Below are 16,986 nucleotides of genomic sequence, written 5' to 3' on the forward strand. Positions count from 1 at the left end.
GTTCAGCCACGGGCTCTCGCTGAGCCGTCCCTGGCCTTCGATGGAGCCGCGAGATTAATCAGTGACTGCCCACGCGCCAGTGATCGAAGTCAACGTTGTGTCAGCCAATGTTTCTGCGGCGACGAATCGCCTTATGCTCAATGGTTTGCTTGTGCTGATTTTTTATTACTTCAAATGTCTTCGAGGCTATTGCACAGTCGCGCCTGATCAGAGCCGGACGATCCCGGCAGAACGATGGTTTTTCGCAGCGGGTGGGACCCGTTTCAGGGAGCAAGGCATGGGTGGGTACAACCCGCATTACCAGATCATTGGGCAGATGTTCCAAAAGGACTATCGTTGGCTGTGCGCCGCCGTTGGCCGCACGCTGGGTTGCCCGCACAGTGCGCAAGACATTGCCTCGGAAACCTTTCTGCGGGTGCTGGCACTGCCGGACCCCACGGCCATTCGCGAGCCACGGGCACTGTTGACCACCATCGCGCGGCGGTTGGTATACGAAGGCTGGCGTCGCCAGGACCTTGAACGCGCTTATCTGGAAAGTCTGGCGCTGGCGCCCGAGCCGGTGCATCCGTCGCCGGAAGAACGGGCACTGGTGATCGAAGCGCTGTTGGCGGTCGATCGTTTGCTCAACGGGTTGTCGGCCAAGGCCAAAGCGGCGTTTCTCTACCATCAACTCGACGGTTTGACCTACAGCGAGATCGGCGAGCGCCTCGGGGTGTCCACCAGTCGCGTGCAGCAATACATGGTCGAGGCGTTCAAGCGCTGCTATCAGGCGATGCAGGCATGAGGCCGGACGAAGCGGTGATCGACGAGGCGGCGCAATGGCTGGCGTTGCTGCAATCGGGCGAGGCGGGCATGGCCGAGCGGGCCGCGTTCGAGGTCTGGCGGGGCGCCGACCCCCGGCATCAGCAGGTCATCGAGCAGATGGGCGGCGGCCTGAGCCTGCTGCGCAACCCGACCTTGCGCAACGTGCCGCGCAACAGCCTGCTGCACAGTCTCAATGCGCCATCGAGTCGTCGACGCTTTATCAGCGGCAGTATGAGTGTGCTCGGCATTGCGCTGTTGGCCGGGTTGCTCGGACGGCGCTACGGCTGGCTGCCGGAGGCGGGGGAGTTGTCGACCGGGACTGGCGAGCGACGTGACTTCACCCTGGCCGACGGCAGTGCGCTGACCCTCAACGCGCGCAGCCGTGTGGTGCCTTTGTTCGATAGCCAACAGCGCCTGCTCGCCTTGCGCAGCGGTGAGTTGTTGGTCGACGTGGCAAAAGAGCCGGCGAGGCCCTTTGTGGTCGAGACCGCGCATGGGCGCATGCGTGCGCTGGGGACAAGATTTCTCGTGCAGTACAGCGAGGAGGCGACGCGTTTGGTGATGCTCCATTCGCGGGTCGAAGTGGCCACCACCGGTGGCGCGCGGCAAGTGGTGCAGGCCGGCGAGAGTCTGTTGTTCAACGGCGCCGGGGTGCTCTCGCTGGAACACAGCAACGGCCAGGAAAGTGCCTGGGTGCAAGGTCGTCTGGAAGTGCGCGACCGGCCTTTGCGCGAGGTCGTCGACAGCCTGCGCCGCTACCGTCGCGGCATCTTGCACCTGAGCCCGGAAGTCGCCGACCTGCGCCTCAGCGGCCTCTATCCGCTCGACGACAGCGATCGCACGTTGCAACTGCTGGAGCGCTCGCTGTCGATCCGCGTCACCTGGCACAACCCGTACTGGGTCAGCATCGACGCGCGGTTATAAACCCATAACTTCTTGGCCTAATCGCCGCCCTATAAAAAGTGCTGGCCCGCTGCTCATTCCCTGCAGATGCCTCCAACAGGGAAACCCTTCGATGTTCTCAATCAAACAACAATTACCTCGATTGACCCTCGCCGCTGCCTTGGCGATGGGCATCAGCCCATGGGCGGCGGTTGCTCAGGAACCGGCAGCGGCGGTGTTTACCTTCGACCTCGCCAGTGGGCCGCTCGACGAAGTGCTGCTGGACATCTCGCGGCAGAGCGGTGTGCCGATTTCCTTCAGTCAGGAGCTGGTGCAGGGCAAACGCAGCGCGGCTGTGCGCGGCGCGTTGGGCGGTCGTCAGGCAGTAGAAAAAGCTTTGCTCGGCAGTGGTCTGCAAGTCGAGCAAAGCGCTCAGGGGCTGACGGTTCGAGAGGCCGATGCGCCGGCGAAAGTCACTGCCGTGGCACCGGTCACCAGTGCCGATTACCGCATGGAAAAAGTCACCGTGACCGGTTCGCGCATTGCCCGCGCGCAGAGCGATGGCGCCACACCGGTCAACGTCATCACCCACGAGGAAATGGAAGCGCGCGGCTACAAGAACGTCTACGACGCGCTTGCGACGCAAACGCAAAACACCGGCATGACCCAAGGCGAAGATTACGGCAACACCTGGCAACCGGCGGCCAGCGCATTGAACCTGCGCGGCCTTGGCCCGAACCATACGCTGGTGTTGATCAACGGCCGGCGCGTGGCCGACTACCCGACGCCGTACGATGGCAAGGTCAACTTCACCAACCTTGCGAACATTCCTTCGGCGGTCATCGAACGCATCGAAATCCTCAGCAGCGGCGCCTCGGCGATTTACGGTTCGGACGCGATCGCCGGGGTGGTCAACATCATCCTCAAGGACAAGATCAACGGCGTCGACGTCAACCTCAAGGGCGGCACCAGTGAGCGCGGCGGTGGCGACAACCAGCGCTTGCAGATCAGCGGCGGCGGCAGTTGGGGGGATTTCGACGGCTTGTTCGGTCTGGAACTCACCAACCGCGATCCGATCTGGGCCGATGACCGCGGCTTTATGCAAAACGGTCCGCTGGCGGACGTCGGTTACCGCCGCGACTTGACCAACAGTCGCTATCTCGGCCCGGGCTGCGGCGCTTATCAGGGCACCTTTGACAACAAACTGGTCAACAGCGGCGGGCGCTGCCGCACCGATCAGATGTACAACGATTACTGGACCGTGCAGACCCAGAAGGAAAACTACGACGGCTACACCCGTGGCACTTGGCATTTCAGCGACAGCGGCCAGGTCTTCGCCGATTTGATGTACGGCCTCGACCACATCCAGAACAACACGCGCGGGCCGACCTTCACCTCGCCGGACTTCATCAACCAGAACAGCGGCAATCTGGAGCGCTGGTATCGACGCTTCGGTGAAGAGGAAATCGGTGGTCGTACCAGCAACAACAGCAAGTGGCGCGACACCTCGTGGACCGGCACCCTCGGTCTCTCGGACAAGATTGCTGACACCGGGTGGAGTTACGATCTGGCGGCCAACCGCTCGGAATACCGCAGCGTCAGAACCACGCGCTATACGCCACTGTCATCGATCCAGGATTTCTACCTCGGCCCGCAACTCGGTGTCAGCGGCGGTTATCCGGTGTTCGCCCCGGACGCCTCTCGCCTCGATCGACCTCTGACGCCGCAAGAGTGGCAGCAATTTCGCGGCAACCTGACCCAGAGCAGCAAATCGGTGTCGACCAGTTACAACGCTTCGGTCAATGGCGATCTGTTCGACTTGCCGGCCGGCCCCGTGGGCTTCGCTGGTGTGCTGGAGGCGGGCAAGCAGGAATATCGCGTTGACCCGGACGATGGCCTCAACGACGGCACGTTCTACGGCGTAAGCCCACAGCAAAGTTCCGGTGGCTCGCGCAAGCGTTATGCGGCGGGCGGCGAGTTCAGCATTCCGGTCACCGACACGCTGCTGGCGACCGCCGCGGGGCGCTGGGACCAATACAAATTCAGTGGCCGCACCGAACAGCAGAAAACCTACAACCTGGGGCTGGAATGGCGTCCGGTCACCAGCCTGTTGCTGCGCGGCAGTTACGGCACCAGTTTTCGTGCGCCGGACCTGAACTACATCTATCAGTCCGACAGCAACGGCTACTACCCGGCGCAGATCGATTATTACGGTTGCAGCCAGGGCGTGGAGGGCGCTTGTGACCGTGGGCGGGTCGACTACACCCAGAGCGGCACCGCGAATCTGGAGTCGGAACGTGGCAAATCATGGACGTACGGGTTCGTCTGGTCACCGTCGCGTAACTTCGATTTCTCCACCGATTTCTGGCGCGTGGAGATCGACGACTTGCTGACCACCGTCGATGAAAACCGCCTGCTACAGCAGGAAAACGAATGCCGCAATGGCACGCAGGACATCAACTCGGCCAACTGCCAATCGACCCTGGCGCGCATCGATCGCAACGCCGGCAATGCGGCGGTCGACCCGAACCAGTTGAATCGCGTGCGGGTCAACGCGATCAACGCCGCCAGCGAGCGGGTCAGTGGTCTGGACTTCAAGAGCAATATTCGCTGGGGCGCCGGGCAGTACGGCGCGTTCAGTTCGGCACTGGGTTACACCTTGGTGTTGTCGCATTACTACAAGGAATCGGAGGAAGCGCCGACGCAAGACTGGCGCACCTCACGCACCAACTACGACTGGCGCAGCAAGGTCAACGCCAGCCTGACCTGGGATTATCAGAAAGCCACGGCGACGCTGATGGGCATTCGTTACGGTTCAGTCACCAACGGCGCAGGAGACGGACGCCTGTCGCCGTGGACGGTGTTCAACGCCAGTGCGCGTTACAAGCTCAATGACCGGGCGAGTGTCGGGCTGACCGTGAACAACGTGCTCAATCAGGTCAAACACGATGATTCGGCGGGGTGGCCGTATTACCCGACCGGCAACTATGACCCGTACGGACGGCAGTGGTGGCTGGATGTGAGTTATCACTTCGGCGGCTGAGGGCAGGAATCTCGCGTTTACGTCCTACGGAAAATGGCAGGTTTTGCGGCAACCAGCGGATATTTCCGACGACTTTTTCAGGTTGGTCGTCGGAAGCGCGATCTATAGCATCGGACCTGACATTGAAGTCGCTGAGTGGCTTGAACGCTCAGGCTCCCAGATAAAGGATCGATTATGCGTACCCCACACATCGAGCATGAAACCTCTGTTTATTCCCTGCGTAACTTCTGGATCGACGATCGCGCCAGATGCCCCATGGAGGATGTCGCGATGCCCACAGCAAAAGTGCCCCGGCTGACGGGGTTGAAGAAGGTCGAGGGCAAGCCTGTCGATCTGCTCCTGCATGGCCAGGACCTCGGTGACGACGCCATGCTGATTGTCCGCCTTACCGAGGAGGGCTTTGAACTCAGCGATGTCGTCAACATGCTTTCAACTTCCGAAATGTACCTGCGCGAAGACATGGTCAAACGCATCACCGGCAGGTCTGTCAGAACCGTGCAGCGGCTGCTGAAGGAAGGCAAATCGATACGGCTTGACTCGCAGCAGAGCGTTGTCGCCTACCAATATGCGCTGGTGCTGGAGATGGCCACTCGTGCGTTCGGGGGGCTGTCACAGGCGGAGATATGGATGCAGAAGTCCACCCCGTACCTTAACGGCTACGTGCCGTTGGAGTTGACCCACCATCCGCTCGGTTTCCAGATGGTCGAGCAATACTTGTGTCGGGTCCTGTACGGGGGGTACCCATGAATCCCTTGCCCTGGGAAGGGCACTGGTATGGCTGGCGCCTGGATCAGGAGGCCTACGGACAGACATGGGACAGCGGGATGGGTTCAAAACTGAAGGGCGGTCGATGGAATGCGCCTGGCCGGCGAGTCGTCTATGCATCTGTTGACCCGTCCTCGGCCATTCTGGAGGTGGCAGCCAATAATAGTTTTGATGCACTGGACAGAGAGCCTTATGTGCTGACGTGCTTTGAGGTCATCCGCGATGCACGGGTCAAAGTCGTTCAGCCCGAAGAGGTACCGAATCCTTACTGGTTGAGTCCCGCGTGGCCGTCGCCCAATCAACAGCGGTTTGCCGACGCTTTACTGGATGAACATCCGTTTGTGCTGATCCCATCGGCGGCAACCCGGCATTCGTGGAATCTGCTGGTGAGCTGCGACCTGGCAGAGGGGCAGTTCAAAATGGTCTCTCAAGAACGTTTTGGCCTGGATACACGGTTGCTGCGGGAGATGGCATCGGCTTGATACGGAGGCATGGCATTTTTTGCATAACCTCATCACCCAACGGTCTAAATCGCCCTCTATAAATCCTTATTCGTCATCGCACATCCCTGCATAAACCAAAACGCAGGGATGGCTGTTCATGATTCAGTTTTCACCCGTCAAATCACCTTTGAGCCTGGCCTTGCTGCTGGCAATCAACACGCTGCCGGCCATTGCCGCCGACAGCACGGCAACCGAACCGACCACCCAACTGCAGCGTGTCGAAGTCACAGGGACGGCAATCCGCCGGGTCGATGCAGAAACGGCGGTGCCGGTCACCATCCTGCGCGTCGAAGAGTTGCGCGAGCAGGGCGTCACCACCACCGAGGAACTGGTCAGTCGCATTTCCGCCAACCAGTCTTCGGTCGGATCCGGGCGTTCGGTGGGGTCAAGCAGTGGCGGTGCGTCTTATGCGGATCTGCGCGGCATTGGCGCCAACAAAACCTTGGTGCTGCTCAATGGCCGGCGTCTGAGCAACAACGCCACCAATGCGATCAACGGCTCGGGTGTCGACCTCAACACCATTCCGTTTGCCGCCATTGACCGTGTGGAAGTACTGCGCGATGGCGCCTCGGCGCTGTACGGCACTGATGCGATTGGCGGGGTGATCAACTTCATCACCAAGACCAGCCTCACCGAAGGGCAGATCAGCACCAACTACGACACGCCAACCCATTCGGGTGGCGGTGAAAGCCGCAACTTCAGCGGCAGCTGGGGCTTCGGCGATTTGCAGGAGGACCGCTTCAACGTGTTTGGTGTGGTCAGTTATGACAAACAGCAACGTTTGGCTGCTGAAGATCGCGGTTACACCTACAACTATCAGCCGAACCGCGGACTTGATTACACCTCCGGCACCGCCTCGCCGGCCAACTGGAGTCAAGGCAATAACGCCACCAACCCCTTGGCCGGATCGGGCTGCAACGCGCCGGGATTGCTGGCGCGCAACGGCATCTGCCGGCAGAGCCTGTGGAATTACCTCGATCTGGTGCCGGAAACGGAAAAGACTTCGGCCTTCGCCAAAGCCACCGGCAAACTGTCGGACGATCACAACGTCAGCCTCGAATACTTCTGGGCGCAAAACGAAAACCGCACGCAAATCGGCCCGGGCACGTTGATGAGCAATCAGGTCAACCCGGGCACGGCGTTCTATCCGGGCAACGGCATCACCCCCGGGCCGAACGGTTTTGCCCTCGACCCGACGCAACCGATCGACGTGAACTGGCGTGAAACCGCTGTTGGCGCGCGTCAGCACGAAGACGACAACACCAGTCAGCGCTTGCTGCTGAGTGTCGACGGCACGCTGGTCGGCTGGGATTACAACCTCGGTGCCTCGTACAACCAGAACAAAGTGGTCAACAGCATTCAGGACGGCTACGTCAACGATCGTGCGGTCAGCGCCGGTATTGCCAACGGCGTGATCAATCCGTTCGGCCCGCAGACAGCTGCCGGTTCAGCGCTGCTGGCGGCCAACGCGGTGGACGGCGATTACGCCACGGCGGTCGGGCGGGTGAAGGCTATCGACGGGCGCATCAGCCGTGAAATCGGCGACTGGTTCGGCTCCGGCCCTTCGGCATTGGCGCTCGGCGGCGAGTATCGCAAGGAAGACTTCCATCAGGATTTCGCAGCATTTGCTGGCGATGTGCAAAGCCTCGGTGTCGACCCGAACGGCAGTGTTGCCGGGGATCGCAGCGTCTCGGCCGAGTACGCCGAGGTCAACGTGCCGGTGCTCGACAGTCTTGAATTGTCCGCAGCGGTACGCCACGACAAGTACAGCGACTTCGGCAGCACCACCAATCCGAAGTACTCGTTCCGCTTCCAGCCATTCAAGGAGCTGGTGGTGCGCGGTGCCTACAGCGAAGGCTTTCGCGCGCCGTCATTGTACGAGCTGTACAACCCGACCTTTACCAGTTTCACCAACGCCAACTACAACGATCCGCGCTTGTGCGCTGGCGGCAACCCGAGCAATGGTGGCATCGCCAACCGTGATTGCGCGCAGCAGTTCAATCGCACCAGCGGCGGCAATACCGATCTGAGCCCGGAAACCGCCCGCAACGTCACCCTCGGCTTTGTCTATCAGCCGTTCGAGCGCCTGAGCGCCGGGCTGGATTTCTGGTGGATCGACATTGGCAACCAGATCGCCGAGTTCCCCGAGTCGGCGGTGTTCGAGAACCCTGAACTGTACCCGGATCGCCTGGTGCGCAAGCCGGATGGCTCCATCGATCACATCGTCACCGGGCTGGCCAACCTCGGCAAGATCAAGACCAATGGCGTCGATGTCAGCTTCGATTACCGTTTGCCGAGCACGCCGTACGGCAATTTCGGCATCGGTCTGCAAGGCACTTACGTCACCCGCTATGACTACCAGCAACAACTCAAGGGCGACTACATCGACAAGCTCGGCGATTTCCGTGGCGGCGACTTTGCTTCGGCGGGCGCCGTGGCGCGCTGGCGGCACAGCCTGACCGGCAGCTGGAACTACGGCCCGTTCGGCGCCGCGCTGACCAACCGCTATACCAGCGGTTACCACGACTCCGATCGCGACACCCACGATTACGTTGGCTCTTACAACGTCTGGGATCTGGCCGGCACCTACACCTGGCGCAAGACCTTGAGCGTGACCCTCGGCGCGAAAAACCTGTTCGACCGCGAGCCACCGTTCAGCAACCAGACCTACACGTTCCAGAGCGGCTACGACCCGAAATATGGCGACCCGTTTGGGCGGACGCTGTACACGCGGGTCAGTTACAAGTTCTGAGAATGATCAGCGATGGCGGGTTTTAGTCACCTATTGATCTAAAGCCTGCCCTATAAAAATCGCCTGCCTGTTGCACATTACAGGTAGGCAGAAGGTGTGTCGGCTGTTTTGGCCCCATCGCTGGCAAGCCAGCTCCCACATGGAATTTGTGAACATCACAGACCCTGTGGGAGCTGGCTTGCCAGCGATGAGGCCAGTAGCAGCACCGTGTAAAAGGATCTGCCCATGTTCTCAAGGCTCATTTTGTTCAGCACTTTCGCGCTTTTAACCCCGTTCAGTTGGGCCGCCCCGCAACCGGCGTTAACCGTGTACGGCGAACCTCCCAAATACGCCCCCGACTTCCAGCACCTGGCCTACGCCAACCCCGACGCGCCGAAGGGCGGCAGCCTGCGTCGCTCGTCGCTGGAAAGCGGACCATTCGATCACCTGATTCCTTACACCGACAAAGGCACCGGTGTGGCCGACATTGATGGCTGGCTGTACGCGCCACTGGCCTATCGCAGCAAGGACGAGCCTTACAGCGTCTACGGTCTGGTGGCGCAGCAGATGGAACTGGATCCGGATCGCCGCTGGATACGTTTCTACCTGAACCCGAAGGCTCGTTTTGACGACGGCACACCGATCACTGCTGAAGACGTTCGTTACACCTTCAACCTGTTCACCACCCAGGGCAGCCTCAAATATCGCCAGCAGTTTCGCGATGTCGCTGAAGTCATCGTGGAGTCGCCGACGCAAGTGCGCTTCCTCTTCAAGAACAACGACAGCCGCACCTTGCCGCTGGACCTGGCGACACTGCCGGTGCTGCCCGAACATTGGTGGCGTACTCGCGATTTCGCCGAGGGCGGCGGTTTCGAGATCCCGCCGGGCAGCGGCCCGTATCGCATCAGCGCGGTGGATGCCGGGCGCAGCGTGAAATTTCAGCGGGTGCAGGACTGGTGGGCCAAGGACCTGCCGATCACTCGCGGCCTGTACAACTTCGATCAACTGAGTGTGGAGTTCTTCGCCGACACCGACGTGTCGCGGCAGGTGCTCAAGGCTGGCGGCTTCGATTACAACCGCGAGTTCTCCGCCACCAGTTTCACCATCGGTTACGCGGGGGCTGCGCTGGAGCAAGGCAAATTGCGCCGTGAACATCTCGCACCGGGTGCCGCTCAAGGTGCGCAGGGCTTTGTGTTCAACCTGCAGAAACCAGCGTTTCAGGACCGTCGCGTGCGTCAGGCGATCGCCATGCTCTGGGATTTCGAATGGAGCAACCGGCAGATGATGCGCAGCATGTACCTGCGCCAGCGCAGCTTCTTTTCCCACAGCGCACTGGCGGCCACTGCATTGCCGGATGCCGAAGAGCTGAAGATTCTCGAGCCGTTGCGCGGGCAGATTCCCGATGAAGTGTTCACCACGGTCTTTGAAGCACCGAAAACCGACGGCAGTGGCAATATCCGCGCCGAACAATTGCAGGCACTGAAACTGCTGGAGGCCGCTGGCTGGAAGCCTCAGGGCGATCAATTGGTGAACGCCAATGGCGAGCCGCTGCACTTCACGTTTCTCAATGGCCAGAAAGGTTTCGAACGGCTGTTGTTACCGTTCAAACGCAACCTGGCGCAGATCGGCATCGGCTTCGATATCCGTCAGGTCGACACGGCGCAATACACCAACCGCGTGCGTAATCGAGACTACGACATGATCGTTGCCGGTTACCCGGTGAGTCAGGCCCCGGGGCGCGAGATGTTCAACTACTTCGGCTCCGACGGCGCCGATGATCCCGGCTCGAACAATTACATGGTGCTGCGCGATCCGGCCGTCGATGCACTGCTCGAAGGGCTGGTGCAGGCCGATAACCGCGAGAGTCTGCTGCGTCACGCCCATGCGCTGGATCGAGTGTTGCAGTGGGGCTATTACTGGGTGCCCAACTATTACCCGCCGGGAATTTCCACGGTGTGGTGGAACCGCTTCGGCCGACCGGCGACTGCGCCGCTGTACGACGCTGGCCTCGACACCTGGTGGGAAATCAGCCCGACCGCACTGAGCACAAACCAGATGCACAAGGAGTACGCCCATGTGGGGTTATAGCCTGCGGCGTCTGCTGCTGATCGTGCCGACCTTGCTCGCGATCCTGTTGGTCAATTTCGTTATCGTCCAAGCCGCGCCCGGTGGCCCGGTCGAGCAAGCCATTGCGCGCTTGCAGGGAATCGGCGTAGGCGCGGCGGTGGGTTCCAGCCACGTCGAGACCGTCGGTGGAGAATCCCGCGCGACCCGAGGCCTGGACCCGAAACTGGTGGCCGATATCGAGCGTCAATACGGCTTCGATAAACCGGCCAGCGAGCGCTTGTGGCTGATGCTCAAAAGCTATGCGCGACTGGATTTCGGCCAGAGTTTCTTTCGCGGCGCCAGCGTCACCGAGCTGATCTGGCAGAAGCTGCCAGTGACCTTGTCGCTGGGGGTATGGGCGACGCTGATCACTTATCTGGTGTCGATTCCGCTGGGCATTCGCAAAGCCGTGCACAACGGCTCGGCGTTCGATGTCTGGAGCAGTGTGGCGATCATCATCGGTTATGCGCTGCCGGGATTTCTCTTCGCGCTGCTGCTGATCGTGGTGTTTGCCGGCGGCACCGCGCTGGACTGGTTTCCGGTGCGCGGGCTGGTCTCGGACAACTTCGCCCAGCTGTCGCCGTGGGCCAAGGTGGCCGACTATTTCTGGCATTTGGTGTTGCCGGTGACTGCCTTGGTCATCGGCGGTTTCGCCACGTTGACGATCCTGACCAAAAACAGCTTTCTCAATGAGATCTCACGGCTGTACGTGGTGACCGCGCGCGCCAAGGGCCTGAGTGAACGCCAGGTGCTCTACGGTCACGTGTTTCGCAATGCGATGCTGCTGGTCGTCGCCGGTTTGCCGCAGGCCTTGGTGACGGTGTTCTTCGGCGGCTCGTTGCTGATCGAAGTGATCTTTTCCCTCGATGGCCTTGGCCGCCTCAGTTATGAAGCGGCGGTGGCGCGCGACTATCCGGTGGTGTTCGGCTCGCTGTTCATCTTCACCCTGTTCGGCCTGCTGATAAAACTGCTCGGCGACCTCTGCTACACGCTGGTCGACCCGCGTATCGACTTCACGACGAGGGCTGCCTGATGCTGACATTGTCTCCAATCGGCCGGCGCCGCTGGGCGCGGTTCAAGGCGCATCGGCGCGGCTGGTGGTCGTTGTGGCTGTTTCTTGCGCTGTTCGGTTTGAGTCTTGGCGGTGAACTGGTCGCCAATGACAAACCACTACTGGTGACGTATCAGGGCGAATGGTATTTCCCGGCGTTCAAGCGCTACACCGAACAGGACTTCGGCGGTGAACTGCCGTTTCAACCGGACTATCGCAGCGCGCAGGTACGGCAATTGATCGAGGGGCAGGGCGGGCGGCTGTGGTTTGCGCCGATTCCGTTCGCGTTCGACACGGTCAATTACGACCTCACGGAGCCGGCGCCGAGTCCGCCCAGCGGCGACAATTGGCTGGGCACCGATGATCAGGCGCGAGACGTGCTGGCGCGGGTGATATTCGGCACGCGTATATCGCTGTTGTTTGCCCTGGCCCTGACGGCGGCAAGTGCGCTGATCGGTATCGCCACCGGAGCATTGCAGGGTTATTACGGCGGTTGGATCGACCTGATCGGTCAGCGCGTGCTGGAAGTGTGGTCGGGGCTGCCGGTGTTGTACCTGCTGATCATTCTGTCCGGGTTTGTCGAGCCGAATTTCTGGTGGTTGCTGGGGATCATGGCGCTGTTTTCCTGGCTGAGCCTGGTCGATGTGGTGCGTGCCGAGTTCCTGCGCAGTCGCGGTCTGGAGTACGTGAAAGCCGCGCGGGCGCTGGGTGTCGGTGATGCGCAGGTGATCGTTCGGCACATCCTGCCCAATGCCATGAGCGCGACGCTGACCTATCTGCCGTTCATTCTCACCGGGGCGATTGCAACCTTGTCGGCGCTGGATTTTCTCGGTTTCGGCATGCCGGCCGGCAGCGCTTCGCTGGGCGAGTTGATCGGCCAGGGCAAGAGCAATCTGCAAGCGCCGTGGCTGGGCTTGACCGCGTTCTTTGCCTTGGCGCTGATCCTTTCACTGTTGGTATTCATCGGCGAAGCCTGCCGCGATGCGTTTGATCCGAGGACGTGATATGCCTGAACATCTGATCGAAATACGTGACCTGCGCGTCGCCTTCAATGGCCAGAGCGTGGTGCATGGCATCGACCTCGATATCCGCCCTGGCGAGTGCGTGGCGCTGGTGGGGGAGTCCGGTTCGGGCAAATCGGTAACCGCCCACAGCATTCTGCAATTGCTTGACCCGGCCATCACCCGGATCGACGGCAGCATCCGTTATGGCGGCGATGAACTGCTTGGCGTGCATGAGCGCTATCTGCGGCAACTGCGTGGCAACCGCATCGCGATGATTTTTCAGGAGCCAATGAGTTCACTGAACCCTTTGCATACGATTGAGCGGCAGTTGGGCGAAAGCCTGGCGCTGCACAAGGGGCTGGCCGGGGCGGCAGCGCGGTTACGGATTCTGGAATTGCTCGAACTGGTGGGCATTCAACGCCCGCGCGAGCGGCTCAAGGCCTATCCGCATCAACTGTCGGGCGGCCAGCGGCAACGGGTGATGATCGCCATGGCGCTGGCCTGTGAGCCGCAATTGCTGATCGCCGATGAGCCGACCACGGCGCTGGATGTGACCGTGCAGCGCAAGATTCTGCTGTTGCTCAAAGAACTGCAGGAGCGGTTGGGCATGGCGCTGTTGATCATCAGTCACGACCTGAATCTGGTGCGCAATATCGCTCAGCGGGTGGCGGTCATGCGTGGCGGATTGATTGTCGAGCAGGCGCCGTGTGAACGGTTGTTCAGTGCGCCGCAGCATCCTTACAGCATTGAGTTGCTCAACGCCGAACCGGGTGGCGAGGCGTTGTGTCGGGAACCCGCTGAGGATTTGCTGGAGGTGCGCGATCTCAATGTGCGTTTCCGTTTGGGCGGCGGATGGCTGCGCGCGAAATTCTGGTTGCACGCGGTCAACGGCGTTGACTTGAATCTTCAGCGCGGCAAAACCTTGGGCATCGTTGGTGAGTCCGGTTCCGGCAAATCGACACTGGGGCAGGCGATTCTGCGTTTGATCGAAGCCCAGGGCAGTATTCGCTTTCAGGGTGAGGCGCTGGAGCAGTTGAGCGGCAAGCAACTCAGGCCGCTGCGCAAACGCCTGCAAGTGGTGTTTCAGGATCCGTTTGGCAGCCTCAGTCCACGTTTATGCGTGGAGCAGATCATCGCTGAAGGTTTACAGGTGCACAGCGATTTGAACGCAGGCGAGCGCGAGAGGGCAGTGATTGATGTGCTGCGTGAGGTGGGTCTCGATCCGGCCACCCGACATCGCTATCCCCATGAGTTTTCCGGCGGGCAGCGGCAACGCATCGCGATCGCCCGGGCGCTGGTGCTCAAGCCCGAGTTGATCCTGCTGGATGAGCCGACCTCGGCACTGGATCGCACGGTGCAGAAGCAGATTGTCGCGCTGTTGCGACGCTTGCAGGCGGAGCACGGTTTGACCTATCTGTTCATCAGCCACGATCTGGCGGTGGTGCGCGCGTTGGCCCATGACTTGATTGTGATGAAGGATGGCGAGGTGGTGGAGCGTGGCGAGACGAATGCGCTGTTTTATTCAGCGCAGCACCCGTATACCCGAGAGTTGCTGGCCGCTTCGTTCACCGTGTAACCCTGTAGGAGCTGTCGAGTGAAACGAGGCTGCGATCTTTTGACTTTGCTTTTTAAAAAAAAACAGGGTCAAAAGATCGCAGCGTGCCGCAGCTCCTACAGGGCCGAAACGCAAAAATCCCGCCACAGGGGGCGGGATTCTTGTGTCACTGAACGTCGCTATTACGACGGGAACAGCTCGGACAGTTTCATCGACAGCATCATGTCGCCTTCAACGCGCAGCTTGCCGCCCATGAATGCTTGCATGCCGTCGGTTTCGCCGCTGACGATACCTTTCAGGGTTTCGCTGTCCAGCACCAGCGTGCAGTTGGCGTCCGGGTTTTCACCTTCCTGAATGTCGCAGGTACCGTCTTTGACGATCAGCGAGTACTGCTTGTCTTCGTCAGTGATGTTGAAACCGAAGACCAGATCCAGACCGGCAGCAGCGGCTGGGTTGAACTTGGCTTGCATTGCTTTTACGGCATCGGCTACGGAGGTCATGGTTCGATCCTTATGAGGTTGATTACAGCAAGGTTCACAGTTGTCCGGACTCAGCGAAAAGTGATGAGTTCCGGAGCCTTCAGCAGCTGCAGGTGTGCATGACTGTTGAAGGAAGCCAGAGCCACCTCGCGACCGCGGAACTTCAGCTGGTTGAGCGAGGTGTTGACGATTTGCCAGTTCAATTCAAAGGCCTGTTTTGCCGGCATTTGCGTAATGAGGTGGAGCAGGGCAGTGATGGTGCCGCCGGAGGTGAACACGGCGATTTTCTGTTTGTCGCCGGCCTGTTCAAGGATTCGGTGCAACCCGGCCTGAACCCGCTCGACGAAACCCAGCCAGCTTTCCAGCCCCGGCGTGTCGTAAGTGCCGGCCAGCCAGCGCTCGATGATCAGGGCAAAAATACGCTGGAATTCGCCACGGTTCTGCGCGGCGTTGCGCAGGATGTCGAGGGCTTCCGGCTCGTCCGCCAGCATGTCCGGGAGCAGGGCGCGGATCACCGCATCGGCATCGAATTCGTTGAAGGCGGAATCGGTTTCCAGGATCGGTACCGACAGCCCTTTGGCGGCGAACTGTTCCAGCGCGCTGGTGGCCGTGTGCTGCTGGCGACGCAGGTCTCCGGCGAGGCAGCGATCGAAGCGGATCCCCAGTTCTGCAAGGTGCTGACCGAGGATTTCTGCCTGGCGCACACCGGTCGGCGACAGGACGTCATAGTCGTCTGCACCAAAGGAGGCCTGGCCATGTCGAATCAAGTAGATGCTGCCCACGTCCGCGTCATCCCGGTACGTTGAAGGTTGTGGCGAGGTTATGAGGATGGCGGGGAGCTGTCAATGAAAAAACATACGCTTGTTTGAAATGCCCGTTACAGGGGTGTTGCCAGAGGTTTCACGGCTGGCCGACAAGCCGGCGCATGGGTATGCTGGAGCCATCCCGCGTGTGCCTCACATCCGCGCATCGTTTAAGGAGTCTCTGTGGAGTTTTTCACCGAATACGCCAGCTTCCTGGCCAAGACCGTCACCCTGGTAGTCGCCATTCTGGTGGTGCTGGCCAGTTTTGCTGCATTGCGCAGCAAGGGCCGGCGCAAATCGGCCGGTCAGTTGCAGGTCAGCAAACTCAATGATTTCTACAAGGGCCTGCGTGAACGCCTGGAGCAGACCTTGCTCGACAAGGATCAGCTCAAGGCTTTGCGCAAGGGCGAAGCCAAGTCCGAAAAAAGCGCGAAAAAGCAGAAGAAACCTGAAGCCAAATCCCGCGTATTCGTCCTCGATTTCGATGGCGACATCAAAGCTTCCGCCACTGAAAGCCTGCGCCATGAAATCACTGCGCTGCTGACCCTGGCCACGCCAAAAGATGAAGTGGTTCTGCGTCTGGAAAGCGGTGGCGGCATGGTTCACAGCTACGGCCTGGCATCGTCGCAACTGGCGCGGATCCGTGAAGCCGGCGTGCCGTTGACCGTGTGCATCGACAAGGTCGCAGCCAGCGGCGGCTACATGATGGCGTGCATTGGCGAGAAGATCATCAGCGCGCCGTTTGCGATTCTTGGTTCGATCGGCGTGGTTGCACAGTTGCCCAACGTCAACCGCTTGCTGAAAAAGCACGATATCGACTTTGAAGTCCTTACCGCCGGCGAGTACAAACGCACCCTCACCGTGTTCGGCGAAAACACCGAGAAGGGCCGGGAGAAGTTTCAGGAAGACCTGGACATCACCCATCAACTGTTCAAGAACTTTGTTGCGCGTTATCGCCCGCAACTGGCGATTGACGATGTCGCCACCGGTGAAGTCTGGCTCGGCGTCGCGGCGCTGGATAAGCAACTGGTCGATGAGCTCAAGACCAGCGATGAATACCTGGCAGACCGGGCGAAAAAGGCTGAGGTCTATCACCTGCACTACGCCGAACGCAAAAGCTTGCAGGAGCGCATCGGCATGGCCGCCAGCGGCTCGGTCGACCGCGTACTGCTGAGCTGGTGGAGTCGCCTGACCCAGCAGCGCTTCTGGTAATCACTTCGTCGCCCGCATGATAGCCGTCGTGCGGGCGTGTTTAAGCTT

General features: G+C 60.4%; 13 protein-coding genes. 11 read left to right on the forward strand and 2 right to left on the reverse strand.

Annotated features, from left to right (window positions below; all coding sequences use genetic code 11):
• The first annotated feature begins 277 nt into the window (after window positions 1–277).
• The 10 genes from RMV17_RS12225 (at window position 278) to RMV17_RS12270 (ending at window position 14,465) form a co-directional block, all read left to right on the forward strand.
• Window positions 278–784: a sigma-70 family RNA polymerase sigma factor gene (locus RMV17_RS12225; protein WP_034152323.1), complete on the forward strand. Its 507-nt coding sequence runs from the start codon at window positions 278–280 to the stop codon at window positions 782–784.
• Entirely contained in the window at window positions 781–1,728 is a 948-nt protein-coding gene (locus tag RMV17_RS12230; RefSeq protein ID WP_311886658.1) for a FecR family protein, read from the forward strand. Before RMV17_RS12225 ends, RMV17_RS12230 begins: the two co-directional genes overlap by 4 nt.
• A gap of 91 nt (window positions 1,729–1,819) precedes the next feature.
• Entirely contained in the window at window positions 1,820–4,729 is a 2,910-nt protein-coding gene (locus RMV17_RS12235) for a TonB-dependent receptor (protein WP_311886659.1), read from the forward strand.
• 270 nt (window positions 4,730–4,999) lie between these two features.
• On the forward strand, window positions 5,000–5,476 hold the full coding sequence (locus RMV17_RS12240) for an antitoxin Xre/MbcA/ParS toxin-binding domain-containing protein (protein WP_311887034.1): 477 nt from the start codon (window positions 5,000–5,002) through the stop codon (window positions 5,474–5,476).
• The gene (locus RMV17_RS12245) at window positions 5,473–5,976 is read left to right on the forward strand and encodes an RES family NAD+ phosphorylase (protein WP_311886660.1); all 504 of its coding nucleotides are present in this window, start codon (window positions 5,473–5,475) and stop codon (window positions 5,974–5,976) included. The genes RMV17_RS12240 and RMV17_RS12245 overlap by 4 nt, the downstream gene beginning before the upstream one ends.
• A 118-nt stretch (window positions 5,977–6,094) precedes the next feature.
• Window positions 6,095–8,749 (forward strand): TonB-dependent receptor, encoded by a 2,655-nt coding sequence (locus RMV17_RS12250; RefSeq protein WP_311886661.1) that lies wholly within the window; start codon window positions 6,095–6,097, stop codon window positions 8,747–8,749.
• A 225-nt stretch (window positions 8,750–8,974) separates the two neighbouring features.
• On the forward strand, window positions 8,975–10,816 hold the full coding sequence (locus RMV17_RS12255; protein WP_311886662.1) for an extracellular solute-binding protein: 1,842 nt from the start codon (window positions 8,975–8,977) through the stop codon (window positions 10,814–10,816).
• A complete protein-coding gene (locus RMV17_RS12260) occupies window positions 10,803–11,867 on the forward strand; it encodes a microcin C ABC transporter permease YejB (RefSeq protein WP_311886664.1) in 1,065 nt (354 codons plus the stop codon). The genes RMV17_RS12255 and RMV17_RS12260 overlap by 14 nt, the downstream gene beginning before the upstream one ends.
• The gene (locus RMV17_RS12265) at window positions 11,867–12,889 is read left to right on the forward strand and encodes an ABC transporter permease (protein WP_311886665.1); all 1,023 of its coding nucleotides are present in this window, start codon (window positions 11,867–11,869) and stop codon (window positions 12,887–12,889) included. The genes RMV17_RS12260 and RMV17_RS12265 overlap by 1 nt, the downstream gene beginning before the upstream one ends.
• Window position 12,890: 1 nt before the next feature.
• Window positions 12,891–14,465 carry an ABC transporter ATP-binding protein gene (locus tag RMV17_RS12270; protein WP_311886666.1) on the forward strand — a complete coding sequence of 525 codons (1,575 nt, stop codon included), beginning with the start codon at window positions 12,891–12,893 and terminating at the stop codon, window positions 14,463–14,465.
• 161 nt (window positions 14,466–14,626) lie between these two features.
• On the opposite strand, the gene RMV17_RS12275 is transcribed toward RMV17_RS12270, so the two are convergent.
• Together RMV17_RS12275 and RMV17_RS12280 are read right to left on the reverse strand one after the other, a co-directional pair.
• Window positions 14,627–14,944 carry an SCP2 sterol-binding domain-containing protein gene (locus RMV17_RS12275; RefSeq protein ID WP_007912567.1) on the reverse strand — a complete coding sequence of 106 codons (318 nt, stop codon included), beginning with the start codon at window positions 14,942–14,944 and terminating at the stop codon, window positions 14,627–14,629.
• Window positions 14,945–14,994: 50 nt separating this feature from the next.
• The gene (locus RMV17_RS12280) at window positions 14,995–15,705 is read right to left on the reverse strand and encodes a histidine phosphatase family protein (protein ID WP_311886667.1); all 711 of its coding nucleotides are present in this window, start codon (window positions 15,703–15,705) and stop codon (window positions 14,995–14,997) included.
• A 204-nt stretch (window positions 15,706–15,909) separates the two neighbouring features.
• Here RMV17_RS12280 and sohB point away from each other — a divergent pair, with 204 nt between their 5' ends.
• Window positions 15,910–16,938 (forward strand): protease SohB, encoded by a 1,029-nt coding sequence (gene sohB / locus RMV17_RS12285; protein WP_311886668.1) that lies wholly within the window; start codon window positions 15,910–15,912, stop codon window positions 16,936–16,938.
• Window positions 16,939–16,986: the final 48 nt, after the last annotated feature.

The organism is Pseudomonas sp. VD-NE ins, assembly GCF_031882575.1.
Taxonomy (GTDB): domain Bacteria; phylum Pseudomonadota; class Gammaproteobacteria; order Pseudomonadales; family Pseudomonadaceae; genus Aquipseudomonas; species Aquipseudomonas fluorescens_BZ.

Bases quoted from the DNA above. Each gene is read 5' to 3' on its own strand.
- RMV17_RS12225 (WP_034152323.1), top strand. From the start codon at position 278: ATGGGTGGGTACAACCCGCATTACCAGATCATTGGGCAGATGTTCCAA.
- RMV17_RS12230 (WP_311886658.1), top strand. From the start codon at position 781: ATGAGGCCGGACGAAGCGGTGATCGACGAGGCGGCGCAATGGCTGGCG.
- RMV17_RS12235 (WP_311886659.1), top strand. From the start codon at position 1,820: ATGTTCTCAATCAAACAACAATTACCTCGATTGACCCTCGCCGCTGCC.
- RMV17_RS12240 (WP_311887034.1), top strand. From the start codon at position 5,000: ATGCCCACAGCAAAAGTGCCCCGGCTGACGGGGTTGAAGAAGGTCGAG.
- RMV17_RS12245 (WP_311886660.1), top strand. From the start codon at position 5,473: ATGAATCCCTTGCCCTGGGAAGGGCACTGGTATGGCTGGCGCCTGGAT.
- RMV17_RS12250 (WP_311886661.1), top strand. From the start codon at position 6,095: ATGATTCAGTTTTCACCCGTCAAATCACCTTTGAGCCTGGCCTTGCTG.
- RMV17_RS12255 (WP_311886662.1), top strand. From the start codon at position 8,975: ATGTTCTCAAGGCTCATTTTGTTCAGCACTTTCGCGCTTTTAACCCCG.
- RMV17_RS12260 (WP_311886664.1), top strand. From the start codon at position 10,803: ATGTGGGGTTATAGCCTGCGGCGTCTGCTGCTGATCGTGCCGACCTTG.
- RMV17_RS12265 (WP_311886665.1), top strand. From the start codon at position 11,867: ATGCTGACATTGTCTCCAATCGGCCGGCGCCGCTGGGCGCGGTTCAAG.
- RMV17_RS12270 (WP_311886666.1), top strand. From the start codon at position 12,891: ATGCCTGAACATCTGATCGAAATACGTGACCTGCGCGTCGCCTTCAAT.
- RMV17_RS12275 (WP_007912567.1), bottom strand. From the start codon at position 14,944: ATGACCTCCGTAGCCGATGCCGTAAAAGCAATGCAAGCCAAGTTCAAC.